This is a genomic window from Actinocrinis sp., from assembly GCF_035653575.1.
Taxonomy (GTDB): Bacteria; Actinomycetota; Actinomycetes; order Streptomycetales; family Catenulisporaceae; genus Actinocrinis.
Window position 1 is genome coordinate 16891 of the sequence record NZ_DASRBQ010000038.1, and the last position, 17932, is coordinate 34822.

Below are 17932 nucleotides of genomic sequence, written 5' to 3' on the forward strand. Positions count from 1 at the left end.
GCCCATCACCTGGCCGTCGGTAATGCATCGCCCCTCCACCCGTAGATCCCGTCAGACTCCTAACGTGCTCTGGGGGCTAGCCAGTTCCCTGGTTTCGAAGTCAGCTTTTGCGCGGCTCGCAGATGTAAAGGCGCTGAGTAGCGCGGGTGAGGGCGACGTAGAGCGTCCGGGTGCCGGCTGGCGATTCCTGCTCGATCGCGTCCGGGTCGAGGATGACGGCCGCGTCGTACTCCAGGCCCTTGGCGTCCAGGGCGTTGACGACGACGAGTCTGCCCGCCGCTTCGTCAAGCTGTCGGCTGAGGGCTGCGGAGGCGGCCTGGGCCGCGGCGAGACTGGTGATGACGCCCACCGTGCCCTCTACCGCCGCGAGTGCCTCGGCGACCGCTGCTTCGAGGTCGTGACGGTGCTCGGGCGGGAAGCCGGTGGAGCGCACGGCGTCGGGCAGCCTCGCCTCGGGTGCCGCCTTCTTCGCGTACCGGCTCGCATAAGCGAAGATCTCGGCCGAGTTGCGGTAGTTGGTGCGCAGCTCGTGAACGTGGCGCGCACGGTCGCCGAGCGCCGCCTGCAGCGCCCGCTCGGACTCCTGCGGGTCGGGCCACGCGGACTGCACCGGGTCGCCGACGATCGTCCACGTGGCGCGGCGGCCGAGGCGGCCGAGGACGCGCCACTGCATCGGCGAGAGGTCCTGCGCCTCGTCCACGATGACGTGCGCGTAGCTCTCCCGGACCCGTTCGCGCCGCGCCGCCTCCGAGGTGCGGTCCGCCCACGATGAGACCTCTGCGACGCCGCTGTCCGCGAACAGGCCCCCGTAGGCGTCCTCCTCCTCGTTTTCCTGCGGCGCAGTGCCGAGCAGCTGGGCGAGTTCGTCGAGCAGCGGGACGTCCTCGACCGAGTAATCGGGGCGGCGGGCGGATGCGGATCCGGCCGGCCGGTCCTCGTCCTGCGCGTCGCCGCCGGCCGCCGCGTCGAGGCCGAGGTGCGTGGACCACGAGCGGGCGAGCGCGTCGATCTGAGCGGGCGTCAGGTGCTTACGTCCGTAGTACGCGAGCGCTTGAGGGTCGGCGCAGGAGCGCAGGACGTCCTGAGGCGTGCGGTACGGCCACCACTCCTCGACGAAGAGCTCGAAATCGGCGCGGTCGCGCAGCTCGCGGTCAAAGATCGCGCGTTCGGTGCGGCGGCGTTCGCGCAGCTCGCTCGGCAGCTGCTCCCACGCCGCCTCGACCAGCGCGGTCTCCGCGTTCGCGCGCGCCGCGTTGGGGCGGGGATTGCGCTGCAGGACGGCGCGGCGCAGGTCGTCGAGGCGCCGTCCGTCGAGCCGGATGACGTGCCCGTGATAGGTGGCGCGGAACTGGCGCGGGGTGTTCGGCGGGGTCGCCCGGACCGCCCGGCCGAGGACCGGCAGCAGCCGGCCGGAGCCCTTGAGCTCGGCGAGGTCCGCCGGGTCGTGCCGGGTCGCTTTGACCCCGTCGACCAGCTCGCCCAGGGAGCGCAGCGCCGCGGTGTGCTCGCCGAGCGAGGGCAGGACCTGCTCGATGTAGGACACGAACACCGCCGAGGGCCCGACGATCAGCACACCGCCGGATTCGAACCGCTTGCGCTCGTTGAACAGCAGGAACGCCGCCCGGTGCAGGGCCACCGCGGTCTTGCCCGTGCCGGGGCCGCCGGTGATGATCGTCGCGCCGTCGGCGGGCGCGCGCACGGCGTGGTCCTGCTCCTTTTGAATGGTCGCCACGATGTCGTGCATCGCCGAGCCGCGCTTGCGGGTCAGCGCGGCCATCAGCGCGCCGTCGCCGACCACGGTCAGGCCCAGCCGCTCGGCGCCGTCCGGGTCGAGCAGGTCGTCGTCGAGGCGGGTGACCTTCGCCCCGACGCAGCGGATCGTGCGGCGGCGCACCACGTCCATGCGGTCGGTCGGGGTCGCCCGGTAGAACGCCGCGGCCGCCGGGGCGCGCCAGTCGACGACCAGCGGCTCGTAGTCCTCGTCGCGCACGCCGATCCGGCCGATGTGCCGGGCCTCGCCGTCGTCGAAGTCGAGCCGGCCGAAGACCAGGCCCTCCTCCTGGGTGTCGAGCCGCCTGAGCCACACCGTGGCCTGATACACGATCGCGTCCCGCTCGACCAGGCCGCCCTCGTTGCCGAACAGCGCGCGCCGATGGCCTTCGGCCTCGTAGGCGCGTGCGTGCTGGCGCATCACCTCGAGGCGCTCGTGCACCCGGTCCACATGGCGCTGCTCGGCTTGCATCTCGGCGCGCTGCGCCCGATCAGGCGCGCCGGTGCTCGTCGCGGGCTGAGGCAAAGGTGGCACGACCTCCGATAGGACACTTGGACGCGGTCCATCGCGCCTGTACCTGGTTCAGGCAGGACCGGACAGTCTATCGGGGCTGGGAGACAGGACGGGTGATCGAGTCGGGCGGGTTGGCTCGATTGGGGATGACCGCGTCTCAGTGATGCTCTGATGCAGAGGGTGCCGCCGCCTGCACGAGCTCGGTGAGCACGCCGTGGCAGTCCTTAGGGTGCAGGAAGTTGATCGAGGAGTTCGACGTACCGCATCGCGGGGTGCCGTAGAGCGCGCGAACGCCGGTGCTCGTGGCGGCCTCGGTGGTGGCCACGACGTCGGGGGTGCCGAACGCGATGTGGTGTATGCCCTCGCCGTGCTTCTCGAGGTACTTGGCGATCGCCGAGTCATCGCGTACGGGCTCGAGCAGCTGGAGGTAGGACGCGCCGCCGTCGTCGGTGCCGTTGACCCGCAGCATCGCCTCGCGGACGCCCTGCTCCTCGTTGACCTCGCTATGTGCGACCTCGAAGCCATAGGTCTTCCGGTAGAACTCGATGCTCGCGTCGAGGTCCCGGCAGGCGATGCCGATGTGGTCGATGCGAGTGATCATGGGTTCCTCCACCGAAATTCTGGTCCCGGTCACTGTGGTCAAGCCGACACTGTTAGACCCTACTGGGGGGTAGCTAAATTGTGGATAGTGTCGAAGACGACACTCGACCGCCATCTTTCAGGAGGCGTACCGAATATGGCCAGCTCTGTCATCGTCGCCGGAGCGCGCACCCCGATGGGCAAACTGCTTGGCGCGCTGACCCCGTTCAGCGGGGCCGACCTCGGCGGATTCGCGATCAAGGCCGCCCTTGAGCGGGCCGGGGTCGCCCCCGACCAGGTCGACTACGTGATCATGGGTCAGGTACTTCAGGCCGGGGCGGGGCAGATGCCGGCGCGCCAGGCCGCGGTGAAGGCCGGCATCCCGATGAACGTGCCCTCGCTGTCCATCAACAAGGTCTGCCTGTCCGGGCTCGACGCGATCGCGCTGGCCGACCAGCTGATCCGGGCCGGCGAGGTGGAGATCGTGGTGGCCGGCGGCCAGGAGTCGATGACGAACGCGCCGCACCTGCTGCCCAACGCGCGCATCGGCTACAAGTACGGCTCGATCGAGGTCCTCGACGCGATGGCCTACGACGGCCTGACCGACTCCTTCGACCACATCCCGATGGGCGAGTCCACCGAGCGGCACGTCGGCAAGCTCGGCATCAGCCGCGCCGAGCAGGACGAGTTCGCCGCCCGCTCCCAGCAGCGGGCCGCCGCCGCGCAGAAGAACGGCATCTTCGAAGCTGAGATCACCCCGGTGGAGATCCCGCAGCGCAAGGGCGATCCGATCGTCGTGAAAGAGGACGAGGGCGTGCGCGGGGACACCACCGCGGAAGGGCTGAGCAAGCTGCGCCCGGCGTTCACCAAGGACGGCACGATCACCGCGGGCAACGCCTCCCCGATCTCCGACGGCGCGGCCGCGGTCGTGGTGATGTCCAAGGCGAAGGCCGAGGAGCTGGGCCTGACCTGGCTCGCGGAGATCGGCGCGCACGGCATCGTGGCCGGCCCGGACAACTCGCTGCACTCGCAGCCCTCGAACGCGATCAACAAGGCGCTGGCCAAGGCCGGGCTCTCGGTCGGCGATCTCGACCTGATCGAGATCAACGAGGCGTTCGCGGCGGTAGGCATCCAGTCGATGCGTGACCTCGGCGTCGACGAGGACAAGGTCAACGTCAACGGCGGCGCCATCGCCCTCGGCCACCCGATCGGCATGTCCGGCGCACGTCTGGTGCTGCACCTGGCGCTCGAGTTGCAGCGGCGCGGGGGCGGCACGGGCGCGGCCGCGCTGTGCGGCGGTGGCGGCCAGGGCGACGCGCTGATCGTTACCGTGCCGAAGCGTGCCTGAGGAGCAGGTGCAGGGCTCAAGGGCAACGCAGGGCGACATGGGTAGGGTCTTGAGTTGTGACTGACGTCCCTGCTCTGGTTGACCGCGCGCGTAAGGGCGACCCGCGCGCGGTCGCACGCCTGATCTCCATGGTCGAGGACGGTTCGCCCGCGCTGCGCGAACTGATGTCAGCCCTGGCCCCGCACACCGGCAACGCGTACATCATCGGGCTCACCGGTGCTCCGGGCGTCGGCAAGTCGACCTCGACGAGCGCACTGGTCACCGAGTACCGGGCGCGCGGCAAGCGGATCGGCGTGCTCGCAGTCGACCCCTCCTCGCCGTTCTCGGGCGGCGCGCTGCTCGGCGACCGAGTACGGATGCAGGAGCACGCGACCGACCCGGAGGTCTACATCCGGTCGATGGCCTCACGCGGGCACCTCGGCGGCCTGTCCGCGGCGACCCCGCAGGCGCTGCGCGTGCTCGACGCGGCGGGTTGCGACGTGGTCCTGGTCGAGACCGTGGGCGTAGGGCAGTCAGAGGTGGAAGTCGCCTCGGCGGCGGACACCTCGGTGGTGCTGCTCGCCCCCGGCATGGGCGACGGGATCCAGGCGGCGAAGGCCGGGATCCTGGAGATCGGCGACGTGTTCGTGGTGAACAAGGCCGACCGGGACGGCGCCGACGCGACCGCGCGGGAACTGAACCACATGCTCGCGCTCGGCGAGCGGCGCGAGGCGGGCGACTGGCGCCCGCCGATCATCAAGACCGTTGCGGCGCGCGCCGAGGGCGTCGGCGAGGTGGTCGAGGCGCTGGAGAAGCACCGCGCCTGGCTGGCCGAGACCGGGAAACTGGCAGTGCGCCGCCGGGCGCGCGCGGCGGCGGAGATCGAGGCGATCGCGTTCGCGGTGCTGCGTTCCCGCTTCGGCTCCCTGCACGGCGACTCGCGGATCGCGGCGCTCGCCGACCGCGTCGTGGACGGCTCGCTGGACCCGTTCGCCGCGGCCGACGAACTGCTGCAGAGCGTGGAGTAGCGGAAGAACGCGGCAGGCGGCATGAAGTGAAGATGCGCCGAGCCCGGCCCGAGGATCCAGATCCTCGGGCCGGGCTCGGTTTCGTCAGCAGCCGGTACCACCGGCTCTCTGGCTCAGTTCGACCACGGGACGCCGTTGTCGTAGTACCCGAAGACGTCGAGGATCAGCTGGCTGGAACCTCCGCTGCCGTTGAGCAGCTTGACTCCCGTGTCCTGGATGGAGCTGACCGCCAAGTTGGCGACCGTCTGTCCGGCCGAGAAGTCGAGGGTCGAGGCGGTCGGCGCGGTTGACAGGTAGTTCGGGTAGACGGTGATGTAGCCGCTACCCGTCGGCTGAGTCACCGTGACGTTGGCGGCAATGGCTGAGAACCCGCTCGCCGGAAGCGGTGAGACTCCTCCCACGGTCTTCAGGTTGACCGTGCCCATCGGGGCTACGGCCGCGGCGGGCGCTCCGATGCCCTTTCGGGTGTCCAGCAGACGCGTCGGAGGGAGGGGCACATATCCGCCGCCGCCGACGGTCGAGAAGCTCGCGACGATGTCCGCGATGACGTCTGTGGCCGCGCCGCTTCCGTTGTAGAAGTCGATCTTGCCGTCCGCGCCCACCGGAACGACGACCTGGTTCGCGATCGCCGGTCCCGGATTGAAGTCGAGGTTCGAGGCGACCGGCCGGCTGGTGCCGTCCGGGTAGACCGTGAGGTAGCCGGTGGACTTCTGGTTGACGACGGTCACGTTCAGCACCACGGCGCCGCCACCGGTGCCGAGATAGTCGGAACCGAAGCTCAGCGTGCCGTTCGCCGGTATCGGCGCCTTCGCCGTGCCGGTGCCCTTGCGGGTGTCGAGGATGCGGACCGCGCCGGCTCCGAACGGTTCGATGCCGGTCCCACTGCCTTGACCGTAGTAGCCCGCCACGTCCGCGATGAGGTCGACCGTGCCGCCGCTGCCGTTGTAAAGCTCGATCTTCCCATCCGCGCCGACGGGCACGATCGCCATGTTCGGCACCGTCTGACCGGCTGAGAAGTCGAGGTTGGAGGTCCCCGGCCGGGCCTCGCCGTCGGCGTACCCGGTGATGTAGCCGCCGGTCTTGGTGTTGGTCACGGTGATGTTCACGGCGACCGCGGTGACGCCGGTCGCCGGGATGGAGCCGACGCCCTCAATGGCCACCGGCTGCGCGCCACCGGCCGGAACAGGCGCGATGACCCCGCTCGTTCCGATTCCGTGGCGGGTGTCGAGGATGCGGCTCGGCGAGAGCGGGTGATAGACGCTCGACGAAAGCATCGAGACCGGCGCCGTGGTCGAAGCGGTTCCGTAGGAGTCGGTTCCTGTGACGGTCACGGTGAACGCACCGAACTTGGTGTACGTGTGCAGCAACGTTAAAGGCGAGGTCGTGGTCCTCTTGCCGGTACCGTCACCGAAATCGATGGTCCACGAGGTCACCGGCGACCAGCCCGCCGTGGCCACCGACTCGGTCGCGGTGAAAGTCGCCGGCGCGCTTCCCGTCTGGGAGTCGAGGTGCACTGCGACGGCCAACGGGTCCTGGTATTCGCCCGCTCCGCGATCGTAGTAACCGACGCCGGTTCCCGTGTTGGCGACGTTCGGGTCATCCACTCGGGCGGCGCCGGTGTAGTCGGTGGTCAACTCGCCTGGCGCGTTCGCGTCGGCGGAGTCGACGAGCGGGGAGCTGTCGCCGTTCGGCTTGTAGTCGGCGGTGAACTGGGGATCGGCGTTGATGTCGTGCGCGGCTTGCCCGGTGGCCTGGTTCAGGTCGGTCGCGCTCGTGTAGGTGGTACCGGCCCAGGTGTAGGAGTCCGCGTTGATCGTGGTGTCCAGCACGTTGTAATCAGCTGTGGTGCCCGAAGTCGCGGTGCCGTCGACCTCGATGCCGGTTACCGGCGAAACGATCGCCGGGCATTGGGAGTTCGAATCTGCCGCCTCCACCATGCCGATCACGTTGTTCTCGATCGACGAGCCGGTAGACGCACCGTGCAAGGCGATCGCCTGGTTGCATACGGTGCCGAAAGTGTTGCTGGTGATCGCGGTGTCCGGAGCTCCGTTGACGACGATCCCGCCGCTGAAGCCGTCGATCACATCAGTAGTGATGGTGTCGTGCGAACTGCCGGCGTCGATTTGGACGACGGCGTTGTGGCCCTCCACCGGACCGAAGCGGCTGCGGCTCACGACGGCGTAACTCGAGGTGCCCGTGATTTCCACGACCGGGCTCGGGTCAGCGTTCTGGAGGTAGTCCTGAAAGCCGTCGAGCGTGACATGTGATGAGTTGTCGATGACAGCGGCCTGCCCGCTGATAACCGAGACGTAGAACCCGTCCAGGTTGATATAGGCCGCACCCGACACGCTGAATGCGGGCTGCTCCGCGGCAGTTGAGATCTCCGCCTGGTACTTGACCGCGGCGCTGATCGTGATGGGAGCGTCGGCCGTTCCCGTCTTCGATACCGTGACCGGAGCGTACGCGCCCGGCTCGACGAGCACCGTGGTGCCGGCCGTAGCCGCGTCGACGCCCTCCTGGATCGTGCAGAACGGAGACGTGCTCGTTCCGGGCCCCGAGTTGGAGCAGTTCGCCGATGGGGCGTTGTTGACGTAGATGGTGGTCCCCGTGGTGGTCGTGGCGTGCGCGACCGGGGTGATTGAAGCGGCTGTTATGAGCATCGCCGCGGATGCCGTGATTCGGCGCAAGCGCACCGTATCCCCCTAAATGAACCCGCTGATAGCAAACCGAGCGGTCCGACTATACGCTCGGCCCTCGCGCCGTTCACTCGGGATTGCGATCAGCCGTGTGACGAGGCCGGGCACGGCCAGCGAGGGGCGTCGAGGCTCAGGTTCTTGCGCATGGAGGACAGGCCGAGCGCGGTCGTCGTGGGGCAGAACTCGTCCAGGGACAGGTTGTATTCGACGTGGAAGACCGCCTTGCCCGCGGCGATGAACGGCTTGAGCGCGTCGCACTCCGAGAATTCGGCGCACTGCTCGTTGACCGCGAAGTCGAAGTTCGAGACCAGCTGCGGAATCTGGTCCAGGTCGTTCTTCAGGCCGATGGCCAGGCCCTGCGCGTGGGCGAGGTCGGCGAGCATGCGGTTGAAGGCCAGTTGGTCGGCGGCGGTCAGCGGGAAGCCGGTGGTGTTGCGGTAGCCGTCCACGTTGTCGGCCTCGATTCCGTCGAAGCCCTTCTGCGCGCAGGCCTTGAATCGGTCGGCGAGAATCGGGCGCAGGACGCTGAGTTGGCGCACGTCCAACCAGCGCTCGCCGGTCCAGCCGTTTGACTGTCCGAGGATCGCGGCGGGATAGCGGTTCGCGTCGGCGCGGAAGGACTCGTACGCCCCGGCGTTCACGTAGCAGATCACCTTTCGGCCGGCGGAGTGCAGCGTGGCGACGACGGCGGCGCTGTTCTCGACTCCATCGATGTCGTACACCTGGGCGTCGACGGACGTATCGACCTTCCCGGAAAGCTGCCACTGCCAGGTGAGGCCGGGCTTGGGGTGCCAGACGGCGGCGGGAACGGCCGAGGAGGAGCCGCCTGGCGCGGAAGGAGCGGAGCCCGACGAGGCAGGCAATGAGCTCTGCGCGGCGGACGGTGACGGAGACGTGGACGTCGAGCACCCGCCTAAGGCGGCGAGGGTGAGCGTTAAGGCAGCGGCGAAGTACCGGAGGCGCGTCCCACCGCAGCCATCTGTGTGAGCTGCGTGCTGAGGCTTCCCCATGGATTCGCTCCGGACTGCTCTGTGACGTAGAAGGCGCCGACGTGGCGTTCACGCGCCAGGTTCAGCGCCGTGGCCAGCTCCTCGAGTGGCGTGCTGTGCACCAGGTGACAGAAGCGCTCGGCCGGGTGATCCGTCGTCCAGTCAACTGCTGCGTGATCACGATACGCGAGCCAAGGACCTTCGAAGGTGACGACGACATCCGCGAGTTCGACGTAACCCGGATCGGGGATGACGCCGGGGTTGATGGCGAAGAAGTCGAATCCGCGGTGGCGTGCCGCTTCGACGATGCGGCGGTAGTGCGCGAGGTGATCGCGCCCGCTGGGAACTTGATCGAGAAACACGCCACGTAAGCTGTACCAGGACTGATAACGCATCAAGTCGCGCAAGACAACCGCACTCGGACGCGTGCCATAGGCGGTGTCGACGTATCCGATAACGCGTCCGCCCGATGCCTGAACTGCGTCGATCGGCTTGCTATACGCGGAATCGACGGTGCGACCGGGGCCGGAGCCCGGGTTCAGGATCGCGAAGGATACGGCCGGGCCGAGAGCGGCGAGGTCCTGCCAGCCGGTCGCGTCCCACAAGGGGTTGAAGTAGGCGGGGACTGCGAAGCGGGGTACGGGCACGGGCGCAGACGCGGGCACGAGCCCGGCCGATCGGATCGGCTGCGCGTGCTCGGCGCGCGAGCGGTCTCGAGCGACGGGGTTGCGGATCACAGGTGCACCCACGGACGTGCGGTGACGCTCGCGGCGCGGATCGCGAGCAGGACCGAGGCCTCCAGCGCGAGGGCGGCCAGGACCGCCGCGTTGCGACTGGGCAGCGCGGTGAGGGTCGAGGCGAGCGCGATCGCGGTGGGCCACAGCACGGCGCGCGCCTCGATGCCGCGCATGAACAGCGCCGCGAGCAGGCCGGGGGCGAGGGCCACCGCGAAGCAGTAGAGGCCCGCCGCGCCGCTGTCACCGCGGTCGAAGGCGTAGTAGATGGTTCCGGCCAGCGCGGCGGTCGTCGCGGCCTGCCGCGTCAGCGCCCCGAGGAGCAGCAGCGTCGCGGGCGGAGGAAAGCCCGCGGGGTCGGCCAGCGTGGAAAGCAGCTCGCTGACCTGTCGCTGGTACCAGCGCGCGTGCCACTCGCCGGCGCCCATCCCGAGCGTGAGCACGATCGCGGCGTGCAGCGCGACGAGCCCCTGGCCGGCTGCGGCCGGGCCGGCCAGGACCACCGTGATGAGCGCGCCGGTGCCCAGACCGGAGAGCACGTGCGGCAGCGAGTCGCGCAGCTCGGGCCCGGCCAGCCGTGGGCTGCTGGCGTCCCCGTGCCGGGTTAGGCGGAGCATGAACAGCACGGTGGCGGCCGCCGAGAGTTGCGCGCCCGCGAGGGCCGCCAGGGGCGGCGCGCCGAACCACACGGCGAGCGCGCCGGACACCGCCGGGATGAGGGTCGCCGCCATGGCGAATTCGGCGCCGAGCACCAGGGCCGGGACCGCCGCGAGACAGAACCACAGGCTGGTCGCGGCCGGTACCAGCGCGGTGAGTGCGGTACCGAGGAAGAACTCCGTGGCGCCGAGCAGCCAGGCGGAGACGAGCAGCGCGTACAGCGTTCCGTGGCGCAGGATGCGCGCCGCACCGCCGCGGTCGGCGTTGTTCAGGCGGCTGTAGGCGAGGTGTGCGACGCCTTGGCCGTATCCCCAGGCGAGCACCTGCACGATGGCAAGGACCACGCGGGCCGGGCCGGTCAGGTCGGTGACCAGGAAGGCCATGGCGCACACCGAGGGCGCGGCGAACAGCAGGCCGCGCAGGATCGCGCGGGCGGTGCCGGTCACCGTCGGCTGGTTCTCCGGATCCTCGGGCGGGTGTATGTCGCGGGGAACCCGCCGGTGCAGCTCCTCGGCGAGGGCGAACAGGTCGGGCAGGCCGAACTTCTCGGCCGCGATCCGGTCGTTGTAGCCCTCCGCTTCAAGCCCGGCGACGATGGCCAGCGAATCCACCGCGCTGCGGCAGAGGTCAGCCACGCTGAGGGCGAGCCGATCGATCGCGTCGAGCGCATCAGGCGATTCGGCCGGTGCGGAACCCGAGGTGGTGCCTTCTGCCTTTGCCGCGGAAGGGCGACGTGGCTGGCTGTAGGCGGTGGTGAACGCATGGTTCGGTACGCCGTTCGCTCTGCCGAGGAGAGACTGTGCGCTCATGCTGCGAGCCCTGTCGGCACGGACGATTCCTCAGTCGTCCATTGCGAAATCGCGTCGTCTGACACCGTGTTACCTGACGTGCCGTCGGATACTTCGCCGGCCTCCGGTTTGGAGACGCGCGACGTGCCGATGTCGCGGTAGATCTTGTCGAAGGTGTCTACCGCGCGACCGATGGTGAACAGTTCCAGTGCGCGCTGCCGGGCCGCCTTACCAAGCCTGTGCCGCCGCTCGTGGTCGGTGAGGAGGGCCAGGCAGGCTTGTGCCAGTTCCGCCGGCCGCCGCGGCGGCACCACGAGGCCGGTGTCGCCGATCGCCTCGCCCACGCCGCCGACCTCGGTCCCGACGTTCGGCCGGCCGCAGGCCATCGCCTCGATCACGGTGAACGGCAGGCCCTCCGAGATGGAGGACAGCACGACGACGTGTCCGGCCGCGTACGCCTCGCTGACCGCGTTGCACTGGCCTTCGAAGACGACTGACTCGCCGATGCCCAGCTCCTGCACGAGCGCGAGGCATTCCTCGTGGTACCACTCGCCGCCGGACGGAGCACCACCGAAGATCCGAAGCCGTGCGTTCGGCAGTTCGGCGAGGACCAGGGCGAAGCCGCGCAACAGCGTGTGCAGGTCCTTGAGCGGGTCGATCCGGCCGACGAAGACGAGCGTCGGCTCATCCGGCTCCCCCTGCGCCTCGGGGAAGCGTTCCAGATCGACGCCGTTGTACACCGTGCGCAGCTTCTCGGGATCCGCGCCGAGCCGTTTCTCCCACCGCTGGTTGTACTCGTTGCAGGGCGTGATGAGGTCTGCGTTGCGGTAACCGGTCTCGCACAGGCGCCTAGTGAAGGAAGCGACGATTGCCTTTACGGGCCACCCGAGGCGTTCGCCGTGCAGGGCGAGGTACCGCTCGCGTAGGTACACACCGTGCTCGGCGATGATCAGCGGCGTGCCGTGCGTCCACTTGGCAGCCAGGCCGACGAGCGCGGCCAGGCCGTTCGACACCGTGTGCGTGACGTCCGTTTCCGGCGGCCGGTAGGACAAAGGGCGCAGCGCGTGCTCGATCAGGTCCAGCGCGGCCATCGCGTCGGCCAGTTTGAGCGCGGGACCGAGCCCGCCGTGGAACTTCTCCCAGCACTCCGCGAGCGCGGTGGTGACCGCGTCGGTACGCAGCACCTCGCTGAGGCTGACCGGCTGCTGGGCCTGGAAGAACAGCTCGAACAAGGCGGCTTCGAAGGCCTCCGCGGCTCCGGGATCCTGGCTCAGCGCGGCTTCGAGCAGGGTGATCGCGGCGGCCGGGTCGGGGCGCTTGGCGAGGCGGCCGCGCTGGCTCGGACGTTGTGCCGTCCACAGCGGAAGCAGGCGCAGCGAATCGACGTTGTCCGGTAACTCGTAGACGGCTGGTTCATGGCCGGTGGCGGAGAGCGCGACGACGTGAAAACGATGCGCCTTCAGTCCTTTGATCATTTGATCGCACCAGACCGAGACGCCGCCGCGTACGTGTGGATACGTGCCCTCGGTGACGAGCAGGATCTCCACGGGTTCCGTCCCCCTCAAGTACGGCGCGGTGAATAAAGCGACCGACGGTGCCCACGCGAAGGTGCGTACGCGTTCGTGGGTCGCGTTGTGCGTGCGTGCATGCGTTGTGTGTGTGCGTGTGCGTGTGCGTGCTGTGCTGAGCTGTCTAGCTGTGCTCTCGTGCTTGTCCGGGCGCGCCGAGTGCTCGGAGGTGGCTCCGAGCACTCGGCTTCATCGGTGTTCTGTCTGTGGCGCCGGTACCGTCATGGGCGCCGTTGCGGGCTTACAGGCCGGAGTAGCCCGGAAGCAGCAGGCTGAAGCCGCCGGCCGGGGACTTCTTGTACGCGGAGAGCTCTCCGGCGTACGCCGACCCGAACGCGGTGGCGCCCAGTGAACCGCCCAGCAGGCCGGGGTTCTCCGTCCCGTTCGGCCCGGTGAACGGCACGTACAGGCCGCTCGGCGCCGAGATGGTCACCTTGCTGCCCTGCACGTAACCGGAGACGGTTCCCGCGGCGACCGCCGCCGCCCACGCCGACTGCTGCTGAAGGGTCTGGCCCTCCGCCGCGAGCGTCTGCTCGACGACCGGCGCGAGATTCGCGTACTCGGCCCGGTACTGGCCCAGGATCGAGTTCAGCACCGGGTAGAGGATCCGGTCCTCCGCCAGGTTCGACTGGTGCACGTAGGTCGGACGCGGGTCGTTGGCCATGATGTGGCTCAGCGCGATACGGGTCTCGGTCGGCACGATGTAGTCCGTGTACCCGGTGGTCGGGTTCAGCGGGCTGATGCAGGTCGAGGTCGGGTTGTTCTCGCAGATGCCGGAGCCGCCGTCGGCCGTCGAGGTGTAGACCCAGTTGTACTCGTTGATCTCGTCCGAGACCGTCGCGGCGTTGTAGTACACGTTCATCGGGTGCCGCGGCACGGTTAGGGTCGTGCCGCCGGTGACGAGGCGCTGGTTCGGCTCGCGGGAGGCGTCGGAGCCGGTCCACGCGATGTGCTGCGCGGTCAGGCCCGGGCCGAGGTTCGGGTTGTCCACCGGCTGCTGCGGCAGCGTCACCAGGCCCGAGTGCTCGCCGGTGACCAGTTCGGTCGCGTCCGTCGGGAGGCCCTTGGCCCGCGCCCAGGCCACATTCTGCGAGATCTGGCTGGTGATGTCGGACTGCGGGACCCAGACGATGTTGCCGCTCGCGTCGGTCTGGCAGGACCACGGGATAGTGGTCAGGTTCTGCTCACAGCCGAGGAACTCGTGCGAGTAGGTGTGGTTGACCCACTCGAACGCGGCGGACTTGTTCGCCTGCCAGGCGGTCAGCAGCGGGTCCGAACCGCTAGCGGCGACCTGGTCGTCCGAGCCGCCGCCGTTGTACAGCATGGTCAGCTTGTAGTTGTTCGCGCTCTGCCAGCTGGCCTGGTAGCTCACGTCGTCCGGGGTCATCCGGCTCGGCGTGGTGTCCGGGGTGCCGGCCGGACAGATCGTGTCGCCCGGCGTGCAGTGCCCGACCTGCGACCACTCGGCGTCCGGTAGGAAGGTGTCGTCGACGTCGACGGTGAAGTAGTTGCGGTCATACCCGAAGTGCACGCCCTGTGTCGCCCAGGTGATGATTCCGTGCCCGAGCGCGAGGAACTGCGACTGGTTGGCGTTGTAGGCGAACGTGTTGATCAGCTCGTTGCGACCGCCCGCGCTGTATACGCCGGCCAGGACACCCTGAGTCGTCGTGCCCGGGATGGTCATGGTGACCAGCGGATCGAACGTGGTACCGGTCGGCGGGTTCGGAGTGCCGAGGTACCCGTATGACTCGGAGACGGTCGGATCGATGTTCTCGAAGGGCACGTTGCCGTTCAGGTACGGGAACGCCTTGGTCTTCCCGTCACCGGTAATCGTGGCCGTCATCCCGTCGAGCGTTCCGGCGAACGTCGGTGTGTTCATGCCGACGGCCGCGCCCGGGTAGAGGTAGGCGTCGACCTGCCGGACGGAGTACGTGGCCTCATACGCGTTGAGCGCCGCGATCTCGGCGGCGGACAGTTGCGCGGGCGCGTTGTTCGGCAGCACGACGGCCTCGAAGTGCGCTTCAGGCACCGTGCCCGCGGTTCCGGCGAGGAAGGCCGCGGTGAGCTGCTGACGGCTCGCGTTGTTGAGGTCGATCGTGGTGTAGGGCACGCCCTCGGTGCCGAGTTCGGAGCGGATGGCTTCGACCGGGGAGGAGCCGTCGGTCACCACGAGCACGCGCAGGTCGATCCGGTCCCCGCCGGGAAAGGTCGTGGCCTGCACGCTGCTTGCCTTGGCGACGGTGCCCTTGATCGGGCTCGCCGCGACAATGTTCGGGCTGGTCGTGCCGGAACCGGCGGTGGCCGCCTGGGAGACGACGGCCTGCAACGGAACGGCGGCGACGGCGCACAGCGTCGCGGCGGCGAGGCCGGACACCGGTCTGGTGTGTCGGTCGCCGCGCTGTTTGCGGGCATGGCGAAGCAAGGAGTTCCCCCCTGCGGTAGTTGTAGAAATCTGAATTATCGGACCGCGGCTCCGTGATTGTTTTCCACCGCGGCATCCACCCATCTATTACGGTAGGGGAGTGGCGGAGCTTGCGTCCCATAATCAGGCCAGATTTTCATCCGAACGTATGGTTTTGGGTTACAAGTTCGACGCATACAAGGCGCGTTCGCATATGCAGCGGATGCGCTGGTCAGTGCGTGCCGGCATGACTGTGGGCCCTTAGGCCCTGGACATGGCCGGTCGACCCATTCGAGCGCGCGAGTGCGGACATGTTCGATGGAAGGATACGCGGCCGCGGGGAGCGTCCCGTGAAAGTCACGAAAATCTCATGAAATTGATATCGCGGCCTTTTGTTTCGAAACTTCGTTCGCGAAAGTGAGCGATGCTCGGATTATCAGTGTCGCACGGAAAGCCGTGCGCAGGCATTGAGCGGGATGGGCAGCCAGGACGGACGGTTCGCCGCCTCGTAACCGACCTCGTAAACCGCTTTGTCGATTTCGAACGCACGTAGTACCGCGGATTCCGCCCGCGGGTCGTAGCCGAGCACCTCGGCATACCCCCGGCAGAACGCGTCGCGGTTGCGCGCCGCCCACTCGGCCGCCCGCGCGGTCATCAGCTCGGTGGCCGCCGGAGGCTGGTCGGCGATTGTCGACATCGTGCCCAGCAGGTGGTGCGCCGCGTAGTCGAAGGAACGCAGCATCCCCGCGATGTCCTTGAGCGGGCTGGCCGGAGCGCGCCGCTCCGCCAGCGACCGGGTGGGTTCGCCCTCGAAGTCCAGCAGCACCCAGCCGGTGACGGTGCGCATCGCCTGGCCCAGGTGGTAATCGCCGTGCACCCGTTGCACCGGCAGCGGGCCGCCGAGCCCCGCGAGTCGGTCGATCGCTTCAGCCAGCCCCGGTGCGTACGGCCGCAGCTGCGGCACCTGACGCACCGTCACCTCGAGTTGCCGGCGCATACCGTCGGCCAGCTGCTCAAGCTCTTCCGGCTTGAGCCAACCGGTCGGCAGCGTGGCGGCCAGTGCCCGGTGCACCCGTGCGGTCGCCATGCCGAGCCGGTGCGCCTCGGGCCCGAAGTCGGCCCCGGCCCGCGCCGCGGACACGTCGGGCTCGGCGGCGAAGAGGTCGCGCACGCTGGTCAGCGCCAGCGCCCAGCCATCCGTCGCGCTCGGCAGGAACGGCTGCAGGGTCAGCAGCGTGACCGGTTCGTCCAGCACCTGCCCGCCGAGGCGCTGCTCGCCCAGTTCCGCGCCGTCGAGCGCGCCGGCGTCGAACTCGGCCCAGCCGATCGGCGGCGCTATGTGCGGCGATTCGGCGACCGCGAGCGCCAGGCCGAGCTCCAGCTCCGGGCTGCGGCCGGGCGCCGGGCGGCGGAAGACCTTGGCGATGTACTGGTCGCCGTACACCAGCGAGGTGTTCGACTGCTCGCCGGTCAGCACGAGGGCGCGCAGGTCGGTACGCAGCACCTGCCCGGCGAGCCGGTCGAAGCGCAGCGGACCGACCGCGTCGCGATCCGCGATCCGCTCAAGCAGCCACGCGGCCAGGTGCGCGTCGTGCAGTCCGTCGTAGCAATGGCCGCCGAGCTCGGGTACCGCACTGTCCGGATTGCCGATCGCCGCGTGCCTAAGCCGATCAGGCAGCGAGCGCCGCGCGCCCACGAAGACCTGGTAGGTCTGCGGCGCCTCGCCGTTGTCAGCTCCATCGCGGTATGTCACCTCGGCCAGCACGTGCCACAGCCGGACCTCCTCGCCGCCGTCGTCGGCGACGTCGGGCGCGGCCAGGCAGGAGGAGAGGGTGATCGACTGGATCTGCCGCCCCTTGCCGCCGAACCAGCGTTGCTCGGGCAGCCAGCCGGCCAGCAGCTCGGCCAGCCGCTCGGTGGAGCGGCCGTCCAGAGCGGCGTGCGCCATGTCGATCGTCGACGTCATCGTCGGTCATCCTTTCGGCCGTCGCTTGGCTGCACCGGGCAGCGCCCCGTTGGCGGGCACGCCGGTACCGCGCCTCTTACCCTCCTTTCGGCGCCGTAATGGGTGCGCCGACGGCCCTCCCCGGACCGTTTCCCTCAGATCACGTCACGTCACGCCGTGTCACGCCGAGTCGTACCGAACCAGGCCAGGTCACGGCCGCTGCAGCTTGAACCAGTAGAACCCATGACCGCCCAAGGTGAGCAGGTAAGGCAGCTCGCCGATCTTCGGGAAGTGCACCCCGCCGATCAGCTCCACGGGCTCGATCGCCTGGTAGGCGCGCAGATCCAGCTCGGTCGGCTGCGGGAAGCGGGAGAGGTTCATCACACACAGCACGAGGTCTTCCTCGCCGCCGGTCGCGCGCGGGCCCTCGCCGGCCGGCAGCTCGCGGATGAACGCCAGCACCGAGGGGTTGGTCGAGCCGAGCTCTTGGAAGGTGCCCAGGCCGAAGGCCGGGTTCTGCCGCCGGATCTCGATCATCCGCTTGGTCCAGTGCAGCAGCGAGGAGGAGCTGGCCATCTGCGCCTCGACGTTGGTGGACTGGTACCCGTAGACCGCGTCCATGATCACCGGCAGGTTGAGCCGGCCGGGGTCGCAGGCCGAGAAGCCGGCGTTGCGGTCCGGGGTCCACTGCATCGGGGTGCGCACGCCGTCGCGGTCGCCCAGCCAGATGTTGTCGCCCATCCCGATCTCGTCGCCGTAGTACAGCACCGGCGAGCCGGGCAGCGAGAGCAGCAGCGCGGTGAACAGCTCGATCTGCCGCCGGTCGTTCTCCAGCAGCGGGGCGAGCCGCCGCCGGATGCCCACGTTCGCCTTCATCCGCGGGTCCTTGGCGTACTCGCTGTACATGTAGTCGCGGTCTTCGTCGGTGACCATCTC

At 69.1% G+C, this 17932-nt stretch carries 12 protein-coding genes; 2 read left to right on the forward strand and 10 right to left on the reverse strand.

Features of this window, described 5'->3' with window-relative positions; all coding sequences use genetic code 11:
* Window positions 1–100: 100 nt before the first annotated feature.
* Together VFA06_RS06175 and mce are read right to left on the reverse strand one after the other, a co-directional pair.
* Window positions 101–2242: a HelD family protein gene (locus VFA06_RS06175; protein WP_324839443.1), complete on the reverse strand. Its 2142-nt coding sequence runs from the start codon at window positions 2240–2242 to the stop codon at window positions 101–103.
* Window positions 2243–2441: 199 nt separating this feature from the next.
* Window positions 2442–2885 (reverse strand): methylmalonyl-CoA epimerase, encoded by a 444-nt coding sequence (gene mce, locus VFA06_RS06180; RefSeq protein WP_324839444.1) that lies wholly within the window; start codon window positions 2883–2885, stop codon window positions 2442–2444.
* A gap of 135 nt (window positions 2886–3020) precedes the next feature.
* On the opposite strand from mce, the gene VFA06_RS06185 reads away from it, so the two are divergent.
* Both VFA06_RS06185 and meaB read left to right on the forward strand, forming a co-directional pair.
* The gene (locus VFA06_RS06185) at window positions 3021–4211 is read left to right on the forward strand and encodes an acetyl-CoA C-acetyltransferase (RefSeq protein ID WP_324839445.1); all 1191 of its coding nucleotides are present in this window, start codon (window positions 3021–3023) and stop codon (window positions 4209–4211) included.
* Window positions 4212–4267: 56 nt separating this feature from the next.
* On the forward strand, window positions 4268–5218 hold the full coding sequence (gene meaB, locus VFA06_RS06190; protein ID WP_324839447.1) for a methylmalonyl Co-A mutase-associated GTPase MeaB: 951 nt from the start codon (window positions 4268–4270) through the stop codon (window positions 5216–5218).
* A gap of 113 nt (window positions 5219–5331) precedes the next feature.
* Here meaB and VFA06_RS06195 read toward each other — a convergent pair whose 3' ends face one another.
* The 8 genes from VFA06_RS06195 to VFA06_RS06230 all read right to left on the reverse strand — a co-directional run.
* Window positions 5332–7911: a beta strand repeat-containing protein gene (locus VFA06_RS06195; RefSeq protein ID WP_324839448.1), complete on the reverse strand. Its 2580-nt coding sequence runs from the start codon at window positions 7909–7911 to the stop codon at window positions 5332–5334.
* Window positions 7912–7997: 86 nt separating this feature from the next.
* Window positions 7998–8924, reverse strand: coding sequence for an endo alpha-1,4 polygalactosaminidase (locus VFA06_RS06200; protein ID WP_414639836.1), 927 nt, complete (start codon window positions 8922–8924; stop codon window positions 7998–8000).
* Entirely contained in the window at window positions 8849–9640 is a 792-nt protein-coding gene (locus VFA06_RS06205) for a spherulation-specific family 4 protein (protein WP_324839450.1), read from the reverse strand. Before VFA06_RS06205 ends, VFA06_RS06200 begins: the two co-directional genes overlap by 76 nt.
* Complete coding sequence (locus VFA06_RS06210) at window positions 9637–11103, reverse strand: hypothetical protein (RefSeq protein WP_324839451.1); 1467 nt, start codon at window positions 11101–11103, stop codon at window positions 9637–9639. The genes VFA06_RS06205 and VFA06_RS06210 overlap by 4 nt, the downstream gene beginning before the upstream one ends.
* A complete protein-coding gene (pelF, locus tag VFA06_RS06215; RefSeq protein ID WP_324839452.1) occupies window positions 11100–12629 on the reverse strand; it encodes a GT4 family glycosyltransferase PelF in 1530 nt (509 codons plus the stop codon). The genes VFA06_RS06210 and pelF overlap by 4 nt, the downstream gene beginning before the upstream one ends.
* Before the next feature lie 262 nt (window positions 12630–12891).
* Window positions 12892–15024: a hypothetical protein gene (locus VFA06_RS06220; protein WP_324839453.1), complete on the reverse strand. Its 2133-nt coding sequence runs from the start codon at window positions 15022–15024 to the stop codon at window positions 12892–12894.
* A gap of 463 nt (window positions 15025–15487) precedes the next feature.
* Entirely contained in the window at window positions 15488–17017 is a 1530-nt protein-coding gene (locus VFA06_RS06225) for a maltokinase N-terminal cap-like domain-containing protein (RefSeq protein WP_324839454.1), read from the reverse strand.
* Between the two features lie 189 nt (window positions 17018–17206).
* Window positions 17207–17932: alpha-glucosidase C-terminal domain-containing protein (locus VFA06_RS06230; RefSeq protein ID WP_324839455.1), on the reverse strand; the 726-nt coding region annotated here is incomplete at its 5' end.

What these genes read in the sequence shown, in the direction of transcription:
- VFA06_RS06210 (WP_324839451.1), bottom strand. Translation starts at nt 11,103, where the DNA reads ATGAGCGCACAGTCTCTCCTCGGCAGAGCGAACGGCGTACCGAACCAT.
- mce (WP_324839444.1), bottom strand. Translation starts at nt 2,885, where the DNA reads ATGATCACTCGCATCGACCACATCGGCATCGCCTGCCGGGACCTCGAC.
- VFA06_RS06185 (WP_324839445.1), top strand. Translation starts at nt 3,021, where the DNA reads ATGGCCAGCTCTGTCATCGTCGCCGGAGCGCGCACCCCGATGGGCAAA.
- VFA06_RS06175 (WP_324839443.1), bottom strand. Translation starts at nt 2,242, where the DNA reads ATGCAAGCCGAGCAGCGCCATGTGGACCGGGTGCACGAGCGCCTCGAG.
- VFA06_RS06200 (WP_414639836.1), bottom strand. Translation starts at nt 8,924, where the DNA reads ATGGGGAAGCCTCAGCACGCAGCTCACACAGATGGCTGCGGTGGGACG.
- VFA06_RS06225 (WP_324839454.1), bottom strand. Translation starts at nt 17,017, where the DNA reads ATGACGTCGACGATCGACATGGCGCACGCCGCTCTGGACGGCCGCTCC.